A 20,271-nucleotide genomic window follows, 5' to 3' on the forward strand; every position below is an offset into this window, starting at 1 on the left:
CGGTCCGGGCCCGACCCCGACGCGGTGCCCCCGGCCCGTTGACATCGCGCGTCGCGTACGAGAGTGTGGGAGCGCTCCCACGCGGGGCAGGGACGGCACTCTCGGGCTGAGGGGGCTCCGTCTCCGCACCGCGCGGGATGCGTGCGGGTGGCCGGTCGGGGACGAGGGAGCCCCGACCGGCCACCACACACGCTCCGGAGCGGGCACGATGGGCAGCCGGCGGCTCCCGCGAGCGCCCGCCCACCACCCAGTCACGCGGCTCCGCGCGCCGCGAGGAGGCAGTCGACCGTGAGCACCCGTCAGTTCCCCGAGGGCTTCGTCTGGGGCGCCGCCACGGCGTCCTTCCAGATCGAGGGCGCCAGCACCGAGGACGGCCGCGGCCCGTCGATCTGGGACACCCTCTGCGCGAAGCCGGGCGCGATCCTCGACGGCTCCGACGGCACGGTGGCGTGCGACCACTACCACCGCTGGGAGTCCGACCTCGACCTGCTGCGCGACCTCGGGCTCTCGGCGTACCGCTTCTCGATCGCGTGGCCGCGCATCAAGCCCCAGGGCAACGGCACGGTCGAGGAGCGAGGGCTCGCGTTCTACGACCGCCTCGTCGACGGCATGCTGGAGCGCGGCATCGAGCCGAACGCGACGCTGTACCACTGGGACCTGCCGCAGGCGCTCGAGGACAAGGGCGGCTGGACCAACCGCGACACGGCGTACCGCTTCGCGGAGTACGCAGCCGTCGTCCAGCACCGCCTCGGCGACCGCGTGAAGAAGTGGGCCACCCTCAACGAGCCGTGGTGCTCGGCCTTCCTCGGCTACGCCTCGGGCGAGCACGCACCCGGCCTCACCGACCCGGCCAAGGCGGTGACCGCGGCGCACCACCTGCTGCTGGCCCACGGCCTCGCCGCCCAGGCGCTGCACGGGGGGCGCCGTCCCGCGGAGGTCGGCATCGTCCCGAACCTCTACCGCGTGCGGCCGGCCTCCGGGTCGGCAGCCGACCTCGACGCGGCCCGGCGCATCGACGGCCAGCAGAACCGCTGGTACCTCGACGCGCTGTTCACGGGCGAGTACCCCGCCGACATCGTCGAGGACTACGCGCGCTTCACGGACATGTCCTTCGTGCAGGACGGCGACCTCGAGACGATCGCGACCCGCATCGACTGGCTCGGCGTGAACTACTACAGCTCGTTCGTCGTCCGCGGCCTCGACGCCCCGGCGCCGCGGGCCGAGGGGGCCCGCCCGACCCCGTGGATCGGCACCGAGGACGTCGAGATCGTGCCCAACGGCCGTCCCGTGACGGCGATGGGCTGGGACATCGAGCCCGCCGGCCTCACCGACACCCTCGTGCGGCTCTCGACGGAGTACACGCCGCTGCCGCTGTTCATCACCGAGAACGGCTCGGCGTGGGAGGACGTCGTCGTCGACGGCCAGGTGCACGACCCCGAGCGCATCGACTACCTCGAGCAGCACCTGGCGGCGGCGCACGACGCCCTCGGCGCCGGCGTGAACCTGCGCGGCTACTACGCCTGGTCGCTCATGGACAACTTCGAGTGGGCCTGGGGCTACGAGAAGCGCTTCGGCATCGTGCGCGTCGACTACGACACCCAGGAGCGCACCCCCAAGGACAGCGCGAGGCGCTACGCCGAGATCGTCCGCAGCAACAGCGTCTAGCCGATCCGAGTTACTGCCCAAATCGTCGCTGAGCGGCCTCCTTCAGCGTGCAATTGGGCAGTAACTCGCGGACCTCAGGCGGAGTCGCGGACGACGAGGGTGGTCGGCAGCACCTCGTGCACGGGATCGAGCTCGGGGTCGGCGAGCTGCTGCAGCAGCAGCTCGGCCATCCGCCGCCCGATGCCGGCCATCGGCTGCGACACGGTGGTGAGGGGCGGGTTCGACGTGCGGGCGGCCTCGACATCGTCGAAGCCGACGACGGCGACGTCGCCCGGCACCGACCGGCCGTGCTCGGCCAGGACCGCGATCGCACCGAAGGCCATGAGGTCGTTGGCCACGTAGACGCCGTCGAGGTCCGGCATAGCGGCAAGCAGCCGCGTCATGGCGGCACGGCCGCTGTCGGTGCTGAAGTCCCCGACGGCGACATGGTCGTCGGACGACGGCAGCCCGGCATCGGTCACGGCATCGAGCCAGCCGAGATGGCGGTCGTGCCCGGCGGCCATGTCGCGCGGACCGGTGATGGTGACGACGCGTCGGCAGCCTCGGGCGAGCAGGTGCTCGGTGGCGGCCCGGGCGCCGCCGCGGTTGTCGGCGTCGACATACCAGACCGTCGACGTCCCGGTGATCGGCACGCGGCCGGAGAACACGGCGGGGATGTGCATCCGCTCGATGCCGCGCACGAGCTCGACGTCGCTGTGCCCGTGGATGACGAGCAGGCCGTCGAGGCGCAGTGCCGCGAGCTCGATGAGGCGGTCGCGCTCGCGCGCGTCGCCGGCGAGGGTGAGCACCATCGCGACGTCGGCCTCGGAGAGCGCGTCGTGGGCGCCGCGCGCGACCTCGGCGAAGTACGGGTCGCTGAACAGGTGGTCGTTGCTCTCGTTGACGACGAGGCCGACGAGACCCGTGCGGCCGGTCACGAGCGAGCGCGCCGACAGGTTGGGCCTGTAGCGCAGCTCGGCCGCCGCCTTGTGCACCGCCTCGACGGCCGCGGGGCTCACGTTGGTGGCGCCGGAGAGCACCCGGCTCGCGGTGCCCCGGGAGACGCCTGCTGCCGCCGCCACCATCTCGAGGGTGGGGCGGGGGTTCTGGACGCGGCCTGCCACCTCATGATCATCCCAGGGGAGCGCTGCCTCCCGCGCGGCAGGGCGGTCGGCCGCTTCCGGCGCCGTACGTCGGAACCGCGGTGCACAGTGGGCGCATGACCGACCGGCACGTCGACGTCTGGCTCGAGGTCGACGAGCACGACGCCACCTCCCGCGCCGATCTCGAGCGCCAGGTGGCCCTCGTGCGCGCCGCGTGGGAGCTGTTCGACGAGGTGCAGGACGCCGCGCCGGAGGCGCTCGCCAAGGGCCCGCGGGGCGGGGGCCGCGACACCAGCGAGATCGCGCGGCACGTGGTGGAGGCCGAGCGTGCCTACGTCCGCAAGGTCGGCGTACGGCAGATGCCGTTCGACGTGCACGACCGTGCCCTCCGCGACGCCATGCGTGCCGACGTGCTGTCGGCGTACCTCCGCGACGACCCCGACTCGGGCTGGCCGGTGCGGTACGCCATCCGTCGCGGCACCTGGCACGTGCTCGACCACCTGCGGGAGATCCAGGACAGGTCCTGACGTGCAGCAGGGCCGCACCTCGTGGGTGCGGCCCTGCATCGTGCGGACGAGCGTGCGGGAGGGGGGTCAGCCCGGCTCGTCGGTCGGGGCGAGGGGGAACTGCTCCTCCTCGCGCTGGTTGGCGCGGATCGCGGACGCGACGCCGGCGGCGCCGAGGGCCACGAGCACGACGGGCCAGACGAAGCGTCCGTCGACCGTCGCGTCGGTGATCCCGGTGATCAGGTAGACGAGGGCGAGACCGGTGAAGACGGCTCCCGCGATGAGCGAGACCCAGTCGAGGTCATGACGTCGCACGACGAACCTCCATGCTTCCGAGGCCGATCTCGGTGGTGAGGTCGACGGTGGTGACGGTCGGCGTGGTGCCGATCGGGGTGACGGTGTGGGAGAACGACAGGCCCACGCCGGACTGCGGGTCGGCGTCGGGGACGTCGTACTCGCCGGCTCCGATCGAGCCGTCGATCCGCACCTCGGTGTCCGCAGGCACGAGCACGATCAGCTCGCCCGCGCCCATCTGGACGCTGATGTCGGCGGGACCGCTCGGGAGCTGGCGCAGGTCGAGCGTCGCGCTGCCCGCTCCGAGGTCGAACGACTGCGTCGCCTCGGTCGGGATCCACACGCGCTCGCCCGCGCTGCCGGGCTCGTAGCTCGAGACGGCTGCTGCGCCCTGGGTGATGAGCAGCATGAGCAGCGCCGGGAAGATCAGCCAGCGCGCCCGTCCGCGCCACGCGCCGACCAGGAGGCCGGCTCCGAGGACGCCGAGCATGGCGGCGGCGACCACGACGCCGGGGATGCCGGCTCCGGCCGCGGCTGCGATGCCGAACATGCCGCCTACGACGATCGCCGCGCACAGGGCCACGAGCCCGAGGTAGCTGCGCGGCTCGGTCCGCGGCTGCGGCGCCACCGGGGTGGGCGGGCCGTAGACGGCACCGGTGCCGGGGTCGACGTACGTGCCGGTCCCGCCGGCCGCGAACGACGCGGGTGCCGCGGGTGCGGCGTACTGCGGGGCGTAGCCCGGGGCGTACGCCGGGGCGGCGTACACAGGGGTGTCGGGCATCAGGGCCCAGGCGATGATGTAGGCGATGATCAGTGCGCCGCCGGTGAAGACGGTGCCGACCACCACGAGGATGCGGATGAGCACCGCGTCGATGCCGAGGTTCTCGGCGAGACCGCCGCAGACGCCGGTGAGGACGCGGTCGGTGCGGCTGCGCCGCAGGGCCGGCTTCGGCGGGCGGTACTGCGGCGGCGGCGCGTACGGCGGGGGAGAGCCGTACGACGATCCGGTGCCGCTGTCGGACTGCGTACCGGTGCCCGGGTTCTCCGTGGCTCCGGTGGCCGCGCCGGTGGGGTCGACCGGCTCGGCGATGGTGGGCTGGTTCTCTGTCATGGCTCCACCGTCCACCCCGGCGCCGTGCCCGGGCATCGGGGACCACCCCTGACGCACCCCTGAACCCGCCCGGGGAGTTCCGGCGGGCGCTACCCCGATGTGCGCGAGGGTCGCGACGGGGATCATGGGTGCCGTGAGCATCCCTCCGCCCCCGCCGGCGCGCCCCGCGCCCGGCCCGCGCCCCCGCACTCGTGCGGTGCGCCTCCGCCGCGGACGCCTGCTCGGCGGGGTGTGCTCGGGGCTCGCCGAGCACGTCGGCTGGCAGGTCACCTGGGTGCGGGTCGCGTTCGTCGTGCTCGCGCTGTTCGGCGGGTTCGGCATCGCGCTGTATGCCGCGTACTGGGCGTGGCTGCCGCTCGCCGCCGCCGACGGCTCGGTGGCGGACAGGGCCGAGAACGGGCGAGACCTCGCCGGAGTGCTCGGCCTGGCCGCCCTCGCGCTCGGCGTCGTGCTGTTCCTCGCCGCCCGCGGCGCCGACGTCACGACGTCGTGGATCGTGCCGCTCCTGCTGGGGGGTGCAGGTGTCGCGGTGCTCTGGCGCCAGTCCGACGACAGCCGGCGGTCCGAGCTCATCGCCGGAGTCAACGCGAGCGCCCGGGCCACCACGCGCACGGCGCTGCGCAACTCCTACCCGCGCATCGGCCTCGGCGTCGCGCTCGTCGTGCTGGGCGCGCTCGGCGTCGTCGCGTCGCAGGGCGACCTCGGGGCGTCGCTGCGCGGGCTGGCCGCGGCGATCCTCGCCCTCGTCGGCATCGGACTCGTGCTGCTGCCGTTCGGGCTCGGCTGGTGGCGCGACCTCGCGAGCGAGCGGCGTGCGCGGATCCGCAGCGAGGAGCGGGCCGAGGTGGCCGCGCAGGTGCACGACTCCGTGCTGCAGACGCTGACGCTCATCCAGCGCGCCGCCCACGACCCCGACGAGGTCGTTCGGCTCGCGCGGACGGAGGAGCGGGCGCTGCGCCGCTGGCTCTACACGCCGACCGCGGACCCGACGTCCACCCTCGTCGGCGCGCTCGAGGCGGAGGTCGCGACGGTCGAGGGGATGTTCGCCTGCGCCGTCGAGGTCGTCCACGTCGGCGACGTGCCGCGCGACGACAGGGTCGACGCGCTGGTCGCCGCGACGCGCGAGGCCGTGGTGAACGCGGCGAAGCACGCGGGTGGCCAGGTGTCGGTGTACGTCGAGTGCGGGCGCGACGAGGTCGAGGTGTTCGTGCGCGACCGCGGCCCGGGCTTCGACCCCGACGCCGTGGCCGACGACCGGCTGGGCCTGCGCGAGTCGGTGGTCGGGCGCATGGCCCGGGCCGGCGGCACCGCCACGATCCGCTCGGCGCCGGGCGAGGGCGCGGAGGTCGCGCTGACGCTGCCGATGTCGCTCGGGGCCAAGCCGCTCCTGGTGGCGCCCGACGCGACCGCGCCATCGGCCGGCTGGCCGCCTCCCGCGCCGGCCTCGGCGCTCGCGCCGCCGCAGCCTGCTGCACCGACGTACCCCGCACCGCTCGAGCACGACCCCCGAAGGAGCACCCCGTGAACGAGACCCCCGGCATCGGCCCCCTGCGCGTGGTGCTGGTCGACGACCACCAGATGTTCCGGTCGGGCGTGCGCGCCGAGCTCGGCGACCGCGTCGAGGTGGTGGGCGAGGCGGGCGACGCCGACGAGGCGATCGCGGTGATCATGCGCGTGCGGCCGGACGTCGTGCTCCTCGACGTCCACCTCCCCGGTGGTGGTGGGCGAGCGGTGCTCGACTCGTGCGTGACCGAGCTGCCCGCCGTGAAGTTCCTCGCGCTGTCGGTGTCGGACGCCGCCGACGACGTGATCGGCGTCGTACGCGGCGGTGCCCGCGGCTACGTCACGAAGAACATCTCCGCGGACGACCTCGTCGACGCCATCCGGCGCGTGGCCGACGGCGACGCCGTCTTCTCGCCGCGGCTCGCCGGCTTCGTGCTCGACGCGTTCGCGTCGGGGGAGCAGGACCCGGCCGGGCACGAGGGCCTCGACCAGCTGAGCCCCCGCGAGCGCGAGGTGATGCGGCTGATCGCCCGCGGCTACACCTACCGCGAGGTCGCCCGCGACCTGGTGCTGTCGGTGAAGACGGTCGAGACCCACGTGTCCGCCGTCCTGCGCAAGCTCCAGCTCTCGAACCGCCGCGAGCTCGCCACCTGGGCCGCCGCCCGCCACCTCGTCTGACTCGTTCTGTATGAAGGCTGGGCCCCCGCTGGGCGACGATGGGCGAAGCCCTCGCCCAGTAGGGGACTTCATCCAATAGAGCCGAACAACTCCTCCCATCACCTCGGCGTTGTGGATGAAGGTCGCCTTCATGTGAAACCCGCGGGGTTGCGGTGCGGGGCACGGGGGCGGCGGGTAGGTTCGCTCGGGCCAGGGGGCGTACGGCGCTCCACGCGCGTACGGCGTACCCACAGACGAGCAGCGGGAGCGGACGATGGCGGTTCAGGTCCAGGGCGTGGTGGCGCGGAGCAAGGGTGCACCGGTCACCCTCGAGACCATCGTGGTGCCCGACCCCGGCCCGGGAGAGGCCCGCGTGAAGGTGCTGGCCTGCGGGGTCTGCCACACCGACCTGCACTACCGCGAGGGCGCAATCAACGACGAGTTCCCCTTCCTGCTCGGGCACGAGGCGGCCGGCGTCGTCGAGTCGGTCGGCCCGGACGTCACCGACGTCGCGCCCGGCGACTACGTGATCCTCAACTGGCGCGCGGTCTGCGGGAACTGCCGGGCGTGCCTGCGCGGCCGTCCGCAGTACTGCTTCTCGACGTTCAACGCCACGCAGAAGATGACGCTCCTCGACGGCACCGAGCTCTCGCCCGCGCTCGGCATCGGCGCGTTCGCGGAGATGACCCTCGTCGCCGCCGGCCAGTGCACCAAGGTCGACCCCGCCGCGCCGCCGGAGGTCGCGGGCCTCCTCGGCTGCGGCGTGATGGCCGGGCTGGGTGCCGCCATCAACACCGGCAACGTCGGCCGCGGCGACACCGTCGCCGTCATCGGCTGCGGCGGCGTCGGCGACGCCGCGATCGCAGGCTCCCTGCTCGCGGGCGCCCGCACGATCATCGCCGTCGACATCGACGACCGGAAGCTCGAGACCGCCAAGAAGTTCGGCGCCACCCACACGGTCAACTCGCGCACCGTGGACGCCGTCGAGGCGATCCGCGAGGCCACCGGCGGCTTCGGGGCCGACGTCGTCATCGAGGCGATCGGCCGCCCGGAGACGTACGAGCAGGCGTTCTACGCGCGCGACCTCGCCGGCACCGTCGTGCTCGTCGGCGTGCCCGACCCGTCGATGAGGATCGAGCTCCCGCTCATCGAGTTCTTCGGCCGCGGCGGCGCGCTCAAGTCGAGCTGGTACGGCGACTGCCTCCCCTCCCGCGACTTCCCCATGCTGATCGACCTCTACCTGCAGGGCCGTCTCCCGCTCGGCGACTTCGTGTCCGAGACGATCGGCATCGGCGACGTCGAGGCCGCGTTCGAGAAGATGCACCACGGCGACGTGCTGCGCTCCGTCGTGGTGATGGGGTCGTGACCGCGAAGGTCGAGCGGCTCGTCACGAGCGGCGTCTTCAGCCTCGACGGCCAGGACTTCGACGTCGACAACAACGTCTGGCTGATCGGCGACGAGTCCGAGGTGGTCGTGATCGACGCCGCGCACGACTCCGGCGCGATCATCTCCGAGGTCGGCGGACGACGCGTCGTCGCGATCATCTGCACGCACGGCCACAACGACCACATCACCGCGGCGGCCGACGTCGCAGCCGCCACCGGCGCCGAGATCAGGCTCCATCCGGACGACACGATGCTGTGGGACGTCGTCCACCCCGGGGTCGAGTTCACGCCGCTGGCGGACGGCGACGCGATCGAGGTCGCGGGCACGAGCCTGCAGGTGCTGCACACCCCGGGCCACTCGCCCGGCGGCGTCTGCCTCTACGCACCCGACCTCGGCGTCCTCGTGTCGGGAGACACCCTCTTCCACGGCGGCCCGGGCGCCACGGGCCGGTCGTTCAGCAGCTTCCCGACGATCCTCGGCTCCATCCGCGACCGGCTTCTCACGCTGCCCGCCGGCACCCGTGTCCTGACGGGCCACGGCGACGAGACGACGATCGGCGCCGAGGCGGACGACTACGACGCGTGGGTCGCGCGCGGCCACTGACGGCAACCCGGCACCGGGTAGGGCGCGTCCGCTGCATCGGGGACGCCCCCTCGCTCATCCCGACCCGAGGTGGGCGGGGACCGGTGCCGGACGGGGTAGCCTCCGAGACGTGGAGATCCTGTTCAAGATCCTTGTCGTCCTGCACTTCGTCGGCCTCGCGAGCCTGCTCGGCGGCTTCCTCGTGCAGATGAGCACCAAGCCGCGCGGCATCAACAACGCGATGCTGCACGGCGTCCTGACCCAGGTGGTCACGGGCATCGCGATAGTGGGGATCATCTCCGCAGACCTCCTTGAGGACGAGACGGTCGACAACAGCAAGATCGGCGTGAAGCTCCTGATCGCGCTCTTCGTGCTCGGCGCCGTCCTCCTCGGACGTCGCAAGCCCGCCGACGAGCAGCAGCCCTACTGGGCCGCCGCGGGTGCGTTGACGCTGGTCAACGTCATCGTCGCCGTCTTCGTCTAGGCGGTCCGAGCGCCCGGTTTGGGCGATCCCGGACCCCGGGCCTAGACTCATGGGGCTCCCCGGCGAGGGTGCGCCGGCCGCGAGGCCAGCGTGTCGTGATCGACGCGGACCGCGCGGTTGCTGCGCGCCCGCATCTGTCACTGCCGAGGCGCCGACCGCCCCCGCCGCGAGGCGCGGCACCCCACGTTGCACGTGGCCTCCCCGGCCACGAACCCCTGCGTGCTGCGCATCTCACGCGTGCAGCCCGCGAACGACAGATGGAGACACCAGTGACCCAGGTCAGCATCACGGCTGAGCCTCGTTCGGACTTCGGCAAGGGTGCGGCCCGCCGCTCCCGCCGCGCGGGCCTCGTGCCCGCCGTCATCTACGGCCACGGCCAGGAGATCCAGCACGTCGCCCTCCCGGACCACGACCTCGCCCTCGCCCTGCGCAAGCCGGGCGTCGTGCTCGAGGTGACGTTCGAGGGCAAGACCGTCCTCGCCGCCCCGCGCGACGTCCAGCGCGACCCGGTCCGCCGCATCCTCGAGCACGTCGACCTCGTCGTCGTGTCGAAGAAGGAGGCCGAGGCGATCGCCGTGGCCGCCGAGGAGCACGCGGCCGAGCTCGCCGCCGAGGACGCCCACATGCTCGAGGTCGGCACCGCCGAGACCACCGAGGACGTCGAGGGCGACGCCGCCGAGGCTGCGGCTGCGGCCGAGACCACCGAGGCCTGAGCCCCACCCAGCATTTCCCGAGCGCCCCGCACCCACCCGGTGCGGGGCGCTCGGCATGAGCGGGCGCTCCGCGCGTCCGGATGAGGGAGGATGCACGGCGTGAGCACCGAGACCGCGCCCTGGCTCGTCGTCGGGCTGGGCAACCCGGGCCCGGACTACGCCGACACCCGGCACAACGTCGGCCAGCTCGTCGTCGACGAGCTCGCGGCCCGGTGCCGCGGGAAGTTCGCGGGCCACAAGCGCGCCCGGGCCCAGGTGGCCGAGGAGCGGCTCCAGGGCCAGCGCGTGATCCTCGCCAAGCCGTCGTCGTACATGAACGAGTCGGGCGGCCCGGTGAAGGGCCTGCTCGACTTCTACAAGGTGCCGCTCGAGCACCTCGTGGTCGTGCACGACGAGCTCGACATCCCGTTCGCGGCTCTGCGGCTCAAGCTCGGCGGCGGCGACAACGGGCACAACGGGCTGAAGTCGGTACGCCGGTCCACGGGCACCGGCGACTGGTACCGCGTGCGCGTCGGCATCGGCCGCCCGCCGGGCCGGCAGGACCCCGCCGACTTCGTGCTCAAGCCGTGGGGCTCGGTCGAGCGCAAGGAGCTGCCGCTGCTCGTGGTCGAGGCTGCCGACGCCGTCGAGCTGCTGGTGCACGAGGGCCTCGAGCGCGCCCAGAACCGGTACCACGCGTGAGCACCGACGACGCCGTCCTCTCCCGCGCGATCGCGCGCGAGGCGGGGGCGCTCGTCGTCGGGATCCGTGAGTCGTACGGCGAGATCGAGCGGAGAGACCGCGCGCGCATCCGGGCCCTGTGCGACCTCGCCGACCGCGAGGCGCACCTCCTGATCGAGCAGCGGCTGCGCGACGCCCGGCCCGACGACGCGCTGCTCTCGGAGGAGGGCGACGGCGACCTCGCCAGGCTCGACGCCGACCGCGTGTGGATCGTCGACCCGCTCGACGGCACGTGGGAGTACGGCCAGGGCCGCGCCGACTTCGCGGTGCACGTCGCGCTGTGGAGCCGAGCCGCAGACGCGGCCGGTGCCCTGTCCGCCGGCACCATCGACCTGCCGGCGCAGGGCCAGACCTGGTCGGTGCTCGACGACGTCGTGGACGGTCCGGCGGCTGCGCTGCCGGTGGGCCGGCCGGTGCGCGTGGTCGTGTCGCGGTCTCGCGAGCCGCAGGACCTCGACCGCGTCGTGCGCGGGCTGCGGTCGGGTCTCGGCGTCGACGTCGAGGTGCTCCATGTGGGCTCGGTCGGCGCGAAGGCCGCGGTCGTGCTGCGGGGCGAGGCCGAGCTCTACCTGCACGACGCCGGCTTCCACGACTGGGACCTGGCCGCGCCGCTCGCCGTCGCCCTGCACCGGGGCCTCGTCTGCCTGTCGCCCGAGGGTGACGGATTCAGCTTCAACGGCCGCTCGACCGTGCAGCCCGGCATCGTGATGGCCACGCCGTCCGTGGCGCCGGCCGTACGCGACCTGCTGGGGCTGCCCACCCCCTGAAACCGATCGATCCGTCGCTTCCCGGGGTGGGAAGCAACGGATCGATCAGGGTGAGCGTGCGGGGTGGGCCCGCGGAAGCGTCAGGCGCTGAGAATGTCGGCGGGGTGCGGCAGCGGGGCGCGCAGCGCCTCCACCGAGGCCGCGACGTAGCCGAACGCGCGCAGGCGCGCGATCTCGCTGGCGTGGTCGTCGGCGAGCACCGAGACAAGTCCGGCGTCGACGCCGAGCTCGCGGGCCTCGAGCACGAGGCCGAGCACGCGCGGCGTGTGCGAGACGATGCCGTCCTCGGCCACGGCGTGGGCCAGCGCGTCGAGGTCGATGCGGTCGGCGGTGGCCAGGCGGGTGACGGTGGCGACCGTGCTCGTCGTGGTGGTGATGGCGTCCATGTCGACCTCCGTCTCGTGCGGGCGAGTGGTCCTCGCTGGCTACGCCCCTGACGGTACGCGGAATTCTGCATAAGGAAAAACGACTGCTGTTGATTATAGTCATCGCGAATACTTATGAGACGCTGTGACCGTGAGCACACGGCTTCGCGACCTCGAGATCCGTCACCTGACCGCGCTGCGGGCGGTGGTGGAGGAAGGCACCTTCGCCGATGCTGCCGCAGTCCTCGGCTTCAGCCAGGCCGCGATCAGCCAGCAGATCGCCGGCCTCGAGCGCGCCGTGGGCATGCCGGTTCTCGACCGACCCGGGGGCCCCCGCCCCGCAACCCTTACTCCCGCAGGCCGTCTCGTGCTCGGCTACGCGCACCGGATCCTCGACCGGATCGACCAGGCTGCCCGCGAGCTCGACGACCTCGCGTCGGGCACCGGCGGTCGGCTGGTGGTGGGCACCTTCCAGTCGGTCTCGGTGCGGCTCCTGCCGCGCCTGATCGCCGCCATGCGCGCCGAGCGCCCCGACGTCGCCATCGAGATCGTCCCCGGCGAGCTCTTGCCCGAGCTGGCGGGCCTGCTCATCGAGGGCGACGTCGACGTCACGTTCCTCGACCAGCGCGTGAAGCATCCGGACGTCGCGGTGCAGGTGGTGCTGCACGACCCCTATGTCGTGGTCACGCGCAGGGACGACCCGGTGCTCGGGCACCTGCGCGGCGGTGCCTACCCGGTGGCCGCCCTGGGGGAGCGGCCGATCCTCGGCCCTGAGCCGCACCACGCGCACGCGCAGACCGAGGCGTGGCTCGCGCAGCACGGCGTCGTGCCGCGGTACTCGTTCCGCACCAACGACAACGGCGCGCTGCAGGCTCTCGTCGCGGCCGGCCTCGGGGCCGCGGTGATGCCGCTGCTCGCCGTCGACGAGTCCGACCCGGACGTGGTGGTGCTGCACACGCGGCCGAGGATGCCGCCCCGCGACGTGTACGTCGCCCGACGTACCGGTGCGTCGGCGACCGCGGCGGCCGACCGGTTCTACGAGATGGCGGTCGGGCTCGGAGCAGGCCGGCTGCTGCAGCTGTCGGCCGAGGCCTGACGCGCGAGAGCCGGGTCGGCAGGACGCCGACCCGGCTCTCGCGCGGAGTGCGCTACTGCAGCCAGCTCGGGGCCTTGGCCTCCCACATGCGGCCGATCCCGAGGTACCGACCGGCATGCACGATCATCAGCAGCATGAGCACCGCGCTGTAGATGATGTGCTCGTCGAGGATCGGGTTGTTCGAGGCGACGGTGGAGCCGCCCTCGTCGACGTACTTCGCCCACGGGGCGACGGCGAGCCACATGCTGAGCAGCAGGACCGACGCGCCGATGCACGAGATGCGCATGCCGATGCCGAGCACGAGGCCGACGCCGGCGCCCAGCAGCGCGCCCATGAACAGCCAGTTGATGAACGCGCTGGGTGCGGTGGGGGCGAGGCTCGTGAAGAAGTCGTGGAACGGCCCGTTCGGGTTGGCGCCGAACTTCAGGAACCCCGCGGTCGGGTTGCCCTCGCCGGTCCCGAACATCCAGCCCTTGGCGGTGGCGTAGCCGAACCCGAAGCACTTGTCGAGGAAGGCCCACAGGAACGTGAACCCGATGAGGATGCGGATGACTCCTGCCCAGGTCCGTGCCGAGGGCGGCACGAGCAGGTCGTCGGACGTCTGGCCTGTCGATCGATCGATGGTGGTGGACATGGCGACCCCCTGGCCGAATGGCGGCCCGTCCACCGGGGCGAGTCGCCACACCTGTGAGGTGCCCTCTCCCGCGGTCCGACTGGGCGAGGCCACGAGAACCAGGACCAAGGGCTCCTCGCGCCACATGGTGTACCTGTTCGCACCCGTACGGGTGCGAACAGGTGCGATGTGGAGTACGGCGTGTCGCGCAGCAGTACGGCCCCGCGACGAACGATCGCGGGGCCGTCGTCGTGAGAACGGTTACAGCGGCAGGAGGGCGATGCCTGTCTCGGCATGGCAGTCGTAGCCGTGCGGATTCCTGGTCGGCGCGAGATGCTGCTGGTGGCCGACGGCGATCCAGGCGAGGCCCAGACAGCGAGCCGGTGCGGCAGGAGTCGGCTCGGCTCGGCCCCCATGCGTCGACTGGGGTTCGGCGCCTCTCGACGAGACTCCGAGCCACGTCAGTAGAAGGCTGTTGCCCGAATGAGGAGGTGTTCCGCTATGGCGAAGGGCTGGCTCCGAAGGACGCGGGACGACGGTTGTGAAGCCTCGTGCTGCCCCGAGTGCGATGCCGAAGCCGATACGGCACTGACGTACTGCACCGTCTGCGGGTACGACATCGTGCGGGGGGCCAAGATCGACCTGGCTCACCCACCCCAGATGATGTAGAGGCCGCCATGGCCTGCGGTCACAGGGACGACAGGACCTGACCGGGGCTCCTAGAGGGGTGGCAGCGCGAGGCCGGTCTCGGCGTGGCAGTCGTAGCCGTGGGGCACCTTGTAGAGGTACTGCTGGTGGTAGTCCTCGGCGTAGTAGAACGGCAGGCCCTCGGCCGGGCCGAGCTCGGTGGTGATGGGGTCGAAGCCCTTGGCCACCAGCACCTTCTCGTACGCATCCTTGGTGGCCTGCGCGATCTCGGCCTGCTCCGGCGTCGTCCAGTACAGCGCCGAGCGGTACTGCGTGCCGACGTCGTTGCCCTGGCGGTAGCCCTGGGTCGGGTCGTGGTTCTCCCAGAACACCTTGAGCAGGTCGTAGGTCGAGACCTGCTCGGGGTCGTACACGACGAGGACGTTCTCCGCGTGCCCGGTGCGCGCGGTGCAGACCTCCTCGTACGACGGGTTCGGCGTGATGCCGCCCTGGTAGCCGACGGCCGTGGTGTAGACGCCGGGCACGCGCCAGAAGCGCTTCTCGGCGCCCCAGAAGCAGCCGAGGCCGACGTACAGCGACTGCAGGCCGTCGGGGAAGGGGCCTTCGAGCGGCGTGCCGAGCACCGCGTGGGTCGCGGGCACGGCGAACGGCCGGGTGGCCCGGCCGGGGAGCGCGTCCGTGGGCGTGACCATGCGGGTCTTGGCGGAGGAGTCGAACAGCGAGGAGAACATGTGCACCAGCCTCTCGGGGGACCGCGGTCGGGGCAACCGCAGGTCCGCACCCTCTGCAACCGCCGCGGGTCGCGGACCGTTCCCGGCGAGGTGTTACGAGGGTCTGACGTGCTCGCGACGGTGCCGCGCGTGCTCACCGGGTCCCCCGGACGGCTCAACCTGACGCCGAAACTGCCGATCCTCAACGAGGGATATCGGGAGGGGACAGATGACGACGTCGTACGTCGGCGCGAGCGAGCAGACCGCGCCCGTCGTCGACAGTGCTGCCGGAGCGGAAGCCGGCAGCCCTGTCGACGCCGGGCCGGTTCGCCCGAATGCGCCGGCACCGTTCATCGCCATGCTCGACCGGGCGTCCGGTCTGCCGTTCCGCTGGGTGGTGCCGGTCGTCGTCGTGGTCTCGCTGCTGCTGCTGAGCGTGGCGAGCGTGCTGGGCGTCCGCTCGGTGTCCGCTGCCGAGGAGGAGGGCTCGCGCCAGTCGGTGACGCTGTCCTCGTCGGCCCGCGAGGCGGCGGCCCGCATCTCCCGCGAGGTCGACGTGGTGCGCCTGTCCGGCCTGCTCGCCGGCCGCGACCCCGTGCTCGCGGACGTCGCCTCGACCGGTCGGGCGACCGCGGCGCAGGTGGGGGCTGCCCGCCGTCCGCTGCAGACGCTCGCCGAGATCCGCTCGGGCCTCGTGGCCATCGCCCGGCTGCGCGCCGCCGACGGGCGCGAGGTGCTGCGCGTCGCCGACGGCAGCGTGACCACCACGGGCCTGTCGTCCGGTGCCCGCGGTGCCACCTGGGTTCGCGACGCCCTCGCCGCCGGGTCAGGCGTACCGGTGACGTCGGGCACCCATCCGTCGGTCACCCTCGGCGAGGACGCCGTCAGCACCGCTGTCGCCGTCGGTCCTGCGGGTGCTCCCGTAGGCGTGCTCGAGATCGACACCCCCGTGAGCTGGCTGCGTGCGGCCGCGCTCGAGGGCATGCCGTCGTCCGCGACGGTGGAGTTCCTGACGCCCGCCGAGGCCGAGATGCGCCTCGGCCTCGCGACGGCCGCCGGCAGCGGCGTGGTCGGCGACGACGGTCGTACGACTGCGTGGGCGCGCACGGCGTACGACGCGTCCTTCGGCGACTCGATCGGGCTCGACTGGGTGGTCACGGTGACCGAGCCCGTCGTGCCGACCGGCGCTGCTGCGATCGGGCAGCTGCCGCTGCTGCTCGGCGTCCTCGGCCTCGTGCTGCTGGTCGTCGGAGTCCTGCTCGCCCTGCTGTGGTGGTTCGTCGTGCGGCGCCGACGGCTGCTCGCCGAGCACCGGGCGCTGCGGCTGCAGCGCCGTCTCGGGGAGATGTCGGACGCGCTCGCGCTCGTCGCCGAGGGCCATCTCGCGACCGAGCTCCCGCACTTCGAGCAGGACGACCTCCGCGAGATGGCGTCGTCGTTCGAGTCGACCATCGGCACGTTGCGCGCGCTCGTCGGGCAGGCGCAGGAGTACGGCGCTGCCCTCGCGCAGGCCAGCGTCGAGCTCACCGCAGGGGCGGTGCAGCAGGCGACGGCGGCCGCGCAGCAGACCACCGTGGTCGCGGAGACGACCGCGACGATCGAGGAGCTCGCCGCCACCGCCGCCCAGATCGCTCTGACGGCAGAAGGGGTTGCGCGCGCGGCCAACGACACGCTGCGGCTCACCGAGGACGGCAGGGTCGCGGTGATGACCTCGGTCGAGGTGATGCACGGGGTGGCGTCGCGCGTCGACGTGATCGAGCAGCGGGCCCTCGCCCTCGGTGAGACCGGCCGTGAGATCGGGCGCATCGTCGAGGTCATCGACGACCTGTCCGAGCGCACCAACATGCTCGCCCTCAACGCGGCGATCGAGGCAGCGCGGGCCGGGGAGCACGGCGCCGGCTTCGCCGTCGTCGCCAGCGAGGTGCGTCGGCTCGCCGAGCGCGCCCGCACCTCGACCACGCAGATCCAGGGCCTCGTCGAGCGCATCGCCGCCGACGCCGCCGCCACCGTGCTCGCCGCCGGCGAGGGCCAGCGCGAGGTCGCGCATGCCAACGGTGTCGCGCACGACGCCGCGGAGGCGCTCGACCGCATCGCGTCGATGGTCGACGAGACCACCACCGCGAGCCGCGAGATCTCGATCGCCACCCAGCAGCAGCGGTCGGCGTCCGACCAGGTCGTCCTCGCGATGGGTCAGGTAGCCGACGCGTCCCGTCAGTACGCCGTCGGCTCGAAGCAGTCGGCGCACTCGGCCGAGGAGCTCGCGGCGCTGGCCGAGAGCCTGCGCGGCACGATCGCCACCTTCGAGACGACCGCTCCGGAGGAGCCCGCCCTCGTCTGACCCACCGAGGTGACAGAACCGCAGCAGGCCTTGCGGCGCATCGGTAGGTGAGGCGTCAGACGTCGACGTGCAGCGCGATCGTCACGACGTCGTCGACGTCGAGGCCCTCGGCGTCGCGCACCTTGTCCTTCAGAGGGATGAGGTAGCGGCCGTCCTTCGGGAAGAGCGACGTCGTCCACCCGGTGCCGCCGATCGTGGCGGTCACCGGGATCATCCCCCAGCCGTACGTGACCGCGGCCGAGGCCGCCTTGAGCGCCGCGGACTCCTCGTCGGGCACGGTGACGAAGTGGTACGGCGACGGCCCGCGCCAGGAGAAGACCGCCCCCTCCACGACCAGATCCACCGTCGAAGGATAGGGAGCGACGGCGTCGTGCGGGGCGGTCTGGACGCGGTGGACGCCGTAGGCTCCTCGGCATGAACGAGCACCCCGCCTGGACCCACCTCGAGACCGTCGCGCTGCACGCCGGGCAGGAGCCCGACGCGCTCACCGGCGCGGTCGTGCCCCCGATCTACCAGGTGTCGACGTACGCCCAGGACGGCGTCGGCGGCCTGCGCGGGGGCTACGAGTACTCGCGCTCGGGCAACCCGACGCGAGACGCGCTGCAGGCGTGCCTCGCCGCGCTCGAGGACCCGGTCGGCGCGGCCGCCGGCACGACGCTCGGCATGGCCTTCGCGTCCGGCCTCGCCGCCGAGGACACGCTGCTGCGCACGGTGTGCGCCCCCGGCGACCACGTGGTGATCCCGGACGACGCGTACGGCGGCACGTTCCGGCTGTTCGCCAAGGTGCTCGGCCGCTGGGGTCTCGACTACACGCCCGCCCGTCTGACCGACGTCGAGGCCGTGGCCGCCGCGGTCGTCCCCGGCCGCACCAAGGTCGTCTGGGTCGAGACGCCGACCAACCCGCTGCTGCGCGTCGCCGACATCGCGGCGCTCGCCGACGTCGCGCATGCGGCCGGCGCGATCCTCGTCGTCGACAACACCTTCGCCTCGCCGTACCTGCAGCAGCCGCTGCTGCTCGGGGCCGACGTCGTCGTGCACTCGACCACGAAGTACCTCGGCGGCCACAGCGACGTGATCGGCGGCGCGCTCGTGGCGCGCGACCCCGAGCTCGCGGCGCAGCTGGCCTACCACCAGAACGCGATGGGCGCGGTGGCCGGGCCCTTCGACTCGTGGCTGGTGCTGCGCGGCGCCAAGACCCTCGCCGTCCGCATGGACCGCCACTGCGCCAACGCCAGGTCCGTGGTCGACGTGCTGCGCGAGCACCCGAAGGTGGTCGAGGTGCTCTACCCGGGCCTCGAGGGGCACGACGGCCACCACGTGGCGGTCAAGCAGATGCGCGACTTCGGCGGCATGGTGAGCTTCCGCGTCGCCGGCGGCGAGGCCGCCGCCGTCGAGGTCTGCAACCGCGCCCGGCTGTTCACGCTGGGCGAGTCGCTCGGCGGCGTCGAGTCCCTCATCGAGCACCCGGGTCGCATGACGCACGCGTCGGCCGCCGGATCGCCGCTCGAGGTGCCCGCCGACCTCGTGCGCATCTCGGTCGGCCTCGAGCACGTCGACGACCTCGTCGGCGACCTGGTGCAGGCGCTGGGATGATCCGGGCGTGACCCTGGCGTACGTCGCCTGCGTCGACACCGGGTCGACCTTCACCAAGGCCGCGGCTGTGGCGGTCGGCGGTGCCGATGCGGGTCGGCTGCTCGCGACGGCGTCGGTGCCGACGACGGTCGGTGCCGGGCAGGACGTGCTCACCGGGCTCGACGCTGCGGTCGCGTCGCTGGTGCGCGACGTCGGCGCCGAGCCGATCGAGGTGCGCGCCTGCTCGTCCGCCGGCGGCGGCCTGCGCCTCGCCGTCGTCGGGCACGAGCGCGTGGTGACGGCGGAAGCCGGTGCGCGCGTCGGGCTCTCGGCCGGTGCCAAGGTCGTCCACGTGTCGAGCGGGCGGCTCGACCGGGCCGCGCTCGACGCGCTGAAGGCAGACCGGCCCGACGTCGTCCTCCTCGTCGGTGGCACCGACGGCGGCGACGCCGAGGTGCTGCTGCACAACGCCGCGCGCCTGGCGACGTCCGGCCCGCGCGTGCCGTACGTGGTGGCCGGCAACGTCGATGCGCGCGACGAGGTCGTGGCGCTGCTCGTGGCCCGCAGGCGCACGGTGGTGGCGTGCGCGAACGTGCTGCCGCGCATAGGAGTCCTCGACGCACTGCCTGCGCGGGCTGCGATCAGGGAGGTGTTCGTGCACCACGTGATCGGCGGGAAGGGATTCACGAAGGGCCCGCGGTTCGCGCGGCTCGTCCGTGGCGCCACGCCCGACCTCGTGCTCGCCGGTGTCGAGCTGCTCGCCGACTCCGGAGTGGGCGACGTGCTGCTCGTCGACGTCGGCGGCGCCACGACCGACGTCTACTCGGCGCTGACACCCGACGCCGAGGAGGCATCGCTGCACCGTGAGGTGGTCGAGGTGATGTGGCGCGGCCGCACGGTGGAGGGCGACCTCGGGATGCGCTGGAGCGCAACGGGTGTGGTTGATGCCGCCCTCGCGGAGAAGCTCCTGCCGCCGGGCGCGGACGCCGACCGGCTGCGCGCCGCGGCCGCGCTGCGCCACGACGACCCGGCGTGGCTGCCGTCGTCCGCCACGGACCGTGCCGACGAGGCGCTCATCGCGCGGCTCGCGCTCACGGTGGCGCTGCGCCGGCACGCGCGGCCGGCGTCCACCGTCGAGGGCCGCACCCCCGGCCGCGACCTCTCGCACGTCTCGCTCGTCGTCGCCAGCGGCGGCGTCTTCCGCCACGCCGACCAGGCCGCGCTCGCCGACGTCCTCGCCCCGGTGACCACCGACCACGCGGGCGGGTGGCGGGTGCCGTCGTCGCCGCGCGTGACCGTCGATCGGCGCTACGTGGTCGCCGCCGCAGGGCTCCTCGCCGACGATCACCCGGATGCCGCAGCGGTTCTCCTGCGCGAGGCCCTCGTCGTCGTCTGAGCGCAGGGATCTCGGCCCCGCGGAGCCGTACTCCACCGACGCGGCCCGCACGTGGTGGAGGAT

General features: G+C 73.1%; 21 protein-coding genes. 14 read left to right on the forward strand and 7 right to left on the reverse strand.

Features of this window, described 5'->3' with window-relative positions; genetic code table 11:
• Positions 1–288: 288 nt before the first annotated feature.
• Positions 289–1,665 carry a GH1 family beta-glucosidase gene (locus ACFQGU_RS05435; protein WP_386764497.1) on the forward strand — a complete coding sequence of 459 codons (1,377 nt, stop codon included), beginning with the start codon at positions 289–291 and terminating at the stop codon, positions 1,663–1,665.
• A gap of 74 nt (positions 1,666–1,739) precedes the next feature.
• Here ACFQGU_RS05435 and ACFQGU_RS05440 read toward each other — a convergent pair whose 3' ends face one another.
• Positions 1,740–2,768, reverse strand: coding sequence for a LacI family DNA-binding transcriptional regulator (locus tag ACFQGU_RS05440; protein WP_386764499.1), 1,029 nt, complete (start codon positions 2,766–2,768; stop codon positions 1,740–1,742).
• Positions 2,769–2,863: 95 nt separating this feature from the next.
• On the opposite strand from ACFQGU_RS05440, the gene ACFQGU_RS05445 reads away from it, so the two are divergent.
• Complete coding sequence (locus ACFQGU_RS05445; RefSeq protein WP_386764501.1) at positions 2,864–3,274, forward strand: hypothetical protein; 411 nt, start codon at positions 2,864–2,866, stop codon at positions 3,272–3,274.
• 66 nt (positions 3,275–3,340) lie between these two features.
• On the opposite strand, the gene ACFQGU_RS05450 is transcribed toward ACFQGU_RS05445, so the two are convergent.
• Positions 3,341–3,568, reverse strand: coding sequence for a hypothetical protein (locus ACFQGU_RS05450; protein WP_386764503.1), 228 nt, complete (start codon positions 3,566–3,568; stop codon positions 3,341–3,343).
• Complete coding sequence (locus ACFQGU_RS05455; RefSeq protein WP_386764504.1) at positions 3,555–4,658, reverse strand: PspC domain-containing protein; 1,104 nt, start codon at positions 4,656–4,658, stop codon at positions 3,555–3,557. Before ACFQGU_RS05455 ends, ACFQGU_RS05450 begins: the two co-directional genes overlap by 14 nt.
• 124 nt (positions 4,659–4,782) lie before the next feature.
• On the opposite strand from ACFQGU_RS05455, the gene ACFQGU_RS05460 reads away from it, so the two are divergent.
• The 8 genes from ACFQGU_RS05460 (at position 4,783) to ACFQGU_RS05495 (ending at position 11,470) form a co-directional block, all read left to right on the forward strand.
• Entirely contained in the window at positions 4,783–6,183 is a 1,401-nt protein-coding gene (locus ACFQGU_RS05460; protein WP_386764506.1) for a PspC domain-containing protein, read from the forward strand.
• 53 nt (positions 6,184–6,236) lie between these two features.
• Positions 6,237–6,839, forward strand: coding sequence for a LuxR C-terminal-related transcriptional regulator (locus ACFQGU_RS05465; protein ID WP_386768163.1), 603 nt, complete (start codon positions 6,237–6,239; stop codon positions 6,837–6,839).
• Between the two features lie 253 nt (positions 6,840–7,092).
• Complete coding sequence (locus tag ACFQGU_RS05470) at positions 7,093–8,184, forward strand: S-(hydroxymethyl)mycothiol dehydrogenase (RefSeq protein WP_386764508.1); 1,092 nt, start codon at positions 7,093–7,095, stop codon at positions 8,182–8,184.
• The gene (locus ACFQGU_RS05475) at positions 8,181–8,807 is read left to right on the forward strand and encodes an MBL fold metallo-hydrolase (protein ID WP_386764510.1); all 627 of its coding nucleotides are present in this window, start codon (positions 8,181–8,183) and stop codon (positions 8,805–8,807) included. Before ACFQGU_RS05470 ends, ACFQGU_RS05475 begins: the two co-directional genes overlap by 4 nt.
• A gap of 109 nt (positions 8,808–8,916) precedes the next feature.
• Entirely contained in the window at positions 8,917–9,270 is a 354-nt protein-coding gene (locus ACFQGU_RS05480; RefSeq protein ID WP_386764512.1) for a hypothetical protein, read from the forward strand.
• Positions 9,271–9,539: 269 nt separating this feature from the next.
• On the forward strand, positions 9,540–9,983 hold the full coding sequence (locus tag ACFQGU_RS05485; protein ID WP_386764514.1) for a 50S ribosomal protein L25: 444 nt from the start codon (positions 9,540–9,542) through the stop codon (positions 9,981–9,983).
• Positions 9,984–10,073: 90 nt separating this feature from the next.
• Positions 10,074–10,664: an aminoacyl-tRNA hydrolase gene (gene pth, locus ACFQGU_RS05490; protein WP_386764516.1), complete on the forward strand. Its 591-nt coding sequence runs from the start codon at positions 10,074–10,076 to the stop codon at positions 10,662–10,664.
• The gene (locus ACFQGU_RS05495) at positions 10,661–11,470 is read left to right on the forward strand and encodes an inositol monophosphatase family protein (RefSeq protein WP_386764519.1); all 810 of its coding nucleotides are present in this window, start codon (positions 10,661–10,663) and stop codon (positions 11,468–11,470) included. Before pth ends, ACFQGU_RS05495 begins: the two co-directional genes overlap by 4 nt.
• 80 nt (positions 11,471–11,550) lie before the next feature.
• Here the strand turns inward: ACFQGU_RS05495 and ACFQGU_RS05500 are convergent, their stop codons facing one another.
• On the reverse strand, positions 11,551–11,856 hold the full coding sequence (locus ACFQGU_RS05500; protein ID WP_386764521.1) for a hypothetical protein: 306 nt from the start codon (positions 11,854–11,856) through the stop codon (positions 11,551–11,553).
• A gap of 130 nt (positions 11,857–11,986) precedes the next feature.
• Here ACFQGU_RS05500 and ACFQGU_RS05505 point away from each other — a divergent pair, with 130 nt between their 5' ends.
• Complete coding sequence (locus ACFQGU_RS05505; protein WP_386764523.1) at positions 11,987–12,931, forward strand: LysR family transcriptional regulator; 945 nt, start codon at positions 11,987–11,989, stop codon at positions 12,929–12,931.
• Between the two features lie 52 nt (positions 12,932–12,983).
• On the opposite strand, the gene ACFQGU_RS05510 is transcribed toward ACFQGU_RS05505, so the two are convergent.
• Both ACFQGU_RS05510 and msrA read right to left on the reverse strand, forming a co-directional pair.
• Complete coding sequence (locus ACFQGU_RS05510; protein ID WP_386764525.1) at positions 12,984–13,565, reverse strand: hypothetical protein; 582 nt, start codon at positions 13,563–13,565, stop codon at positions 12,984–12,986.
• 698 nt (positions 13,566–14,263) lie between these two features.
• Positions 14,264–14,923, reverse strand: coding sequence for a peptide-methionine (S)-S-oxide reductase MsrA (gene msrA / locus ACFQGU_RS05515; RefSeq protein WP_386764527.1), 660 nt, complete (start codon positions 14,921–14,923; stop codon positions 14,264–14,266).
• Between the two features lie 208 nt (positions 14,924–15,131).
• Here msrA and ACFQGU_RS05520 point away from each other — a divergent pair, with 208 nt between their 5' ends.
• Complete coding sequence (locus ACFQGU_RS05520; protein ID WP_386764529.1) at positions 15,132–17,240, forward strand: methyl-accepting chemotaxis protein; 2,109 nt, start codon at positions 15,132–15,134, stop codon at positions 17,238–17,240.
• 55 nt (positions 17,241–17,295) lie between these two features.
• Here the strand turns inward: ACFQGU_RS05520 and ACFQGU_RS05525 are convergent, their stop codons facing one another.
• Positions 17,296–17,583 carry a DUF1905 domain-containing protein gene (locus ACFQGU_RS05525; RefSeq protein WP_386764531.1) on the reverse strand — a complete coding sequence of 96 codons (288 nt, stop codon included), beginning with the start codon at positions 17,581–17,583 and terminating at the stop codon, positions 17,296–17,298.
• Between the two features lie 71 nt (positions 17,584–17,654).
• On the opposite strand from ACFQGU_RS05525, the gene ACFQGU_RS05530 reads away from it, so the two are divergent.
• Both ACFQGU_RS05530 and ACFQGU_RS05535 read left to right on the forward strand, forming a co-directional pair.
• The gene (locus ACFQGU_RS05530; RefSeq protein WP_386764533.1) at positions 17,655–18,833 is read left to right on the forward strand and encodes a cystathionine gamma-synthase; all 1,179 of its coding nucleotides are present in this window, start codon (positions 17,655–17,657) and stop codon (positions 18,831–18,833) included.
• Positions 18,834–18,846: 13 nt separating this feature from the next.
• Positions 18,847–20,208 (forward strand): glutamate mutase L, encoded by a 1,362-nt coding sequence (locus ACFQGU_RS05535; protein ID WP_386768164.1) that lies wholly within the window; start codon positions 18,847–18,849, stop codon positions 20,206–20,208.
• Positions 20,209–20,271 lie beyond the last annotated feature (63 nt).

Source organism: Longivirga aurantiaca (assembly GCF_042660085.1).
Lineage (GTDB): Bacteria > Actinomycetota > Actinomycetes > S36-B12 > CAIYMF01 > Longivirga > Longivirga aurantiaca.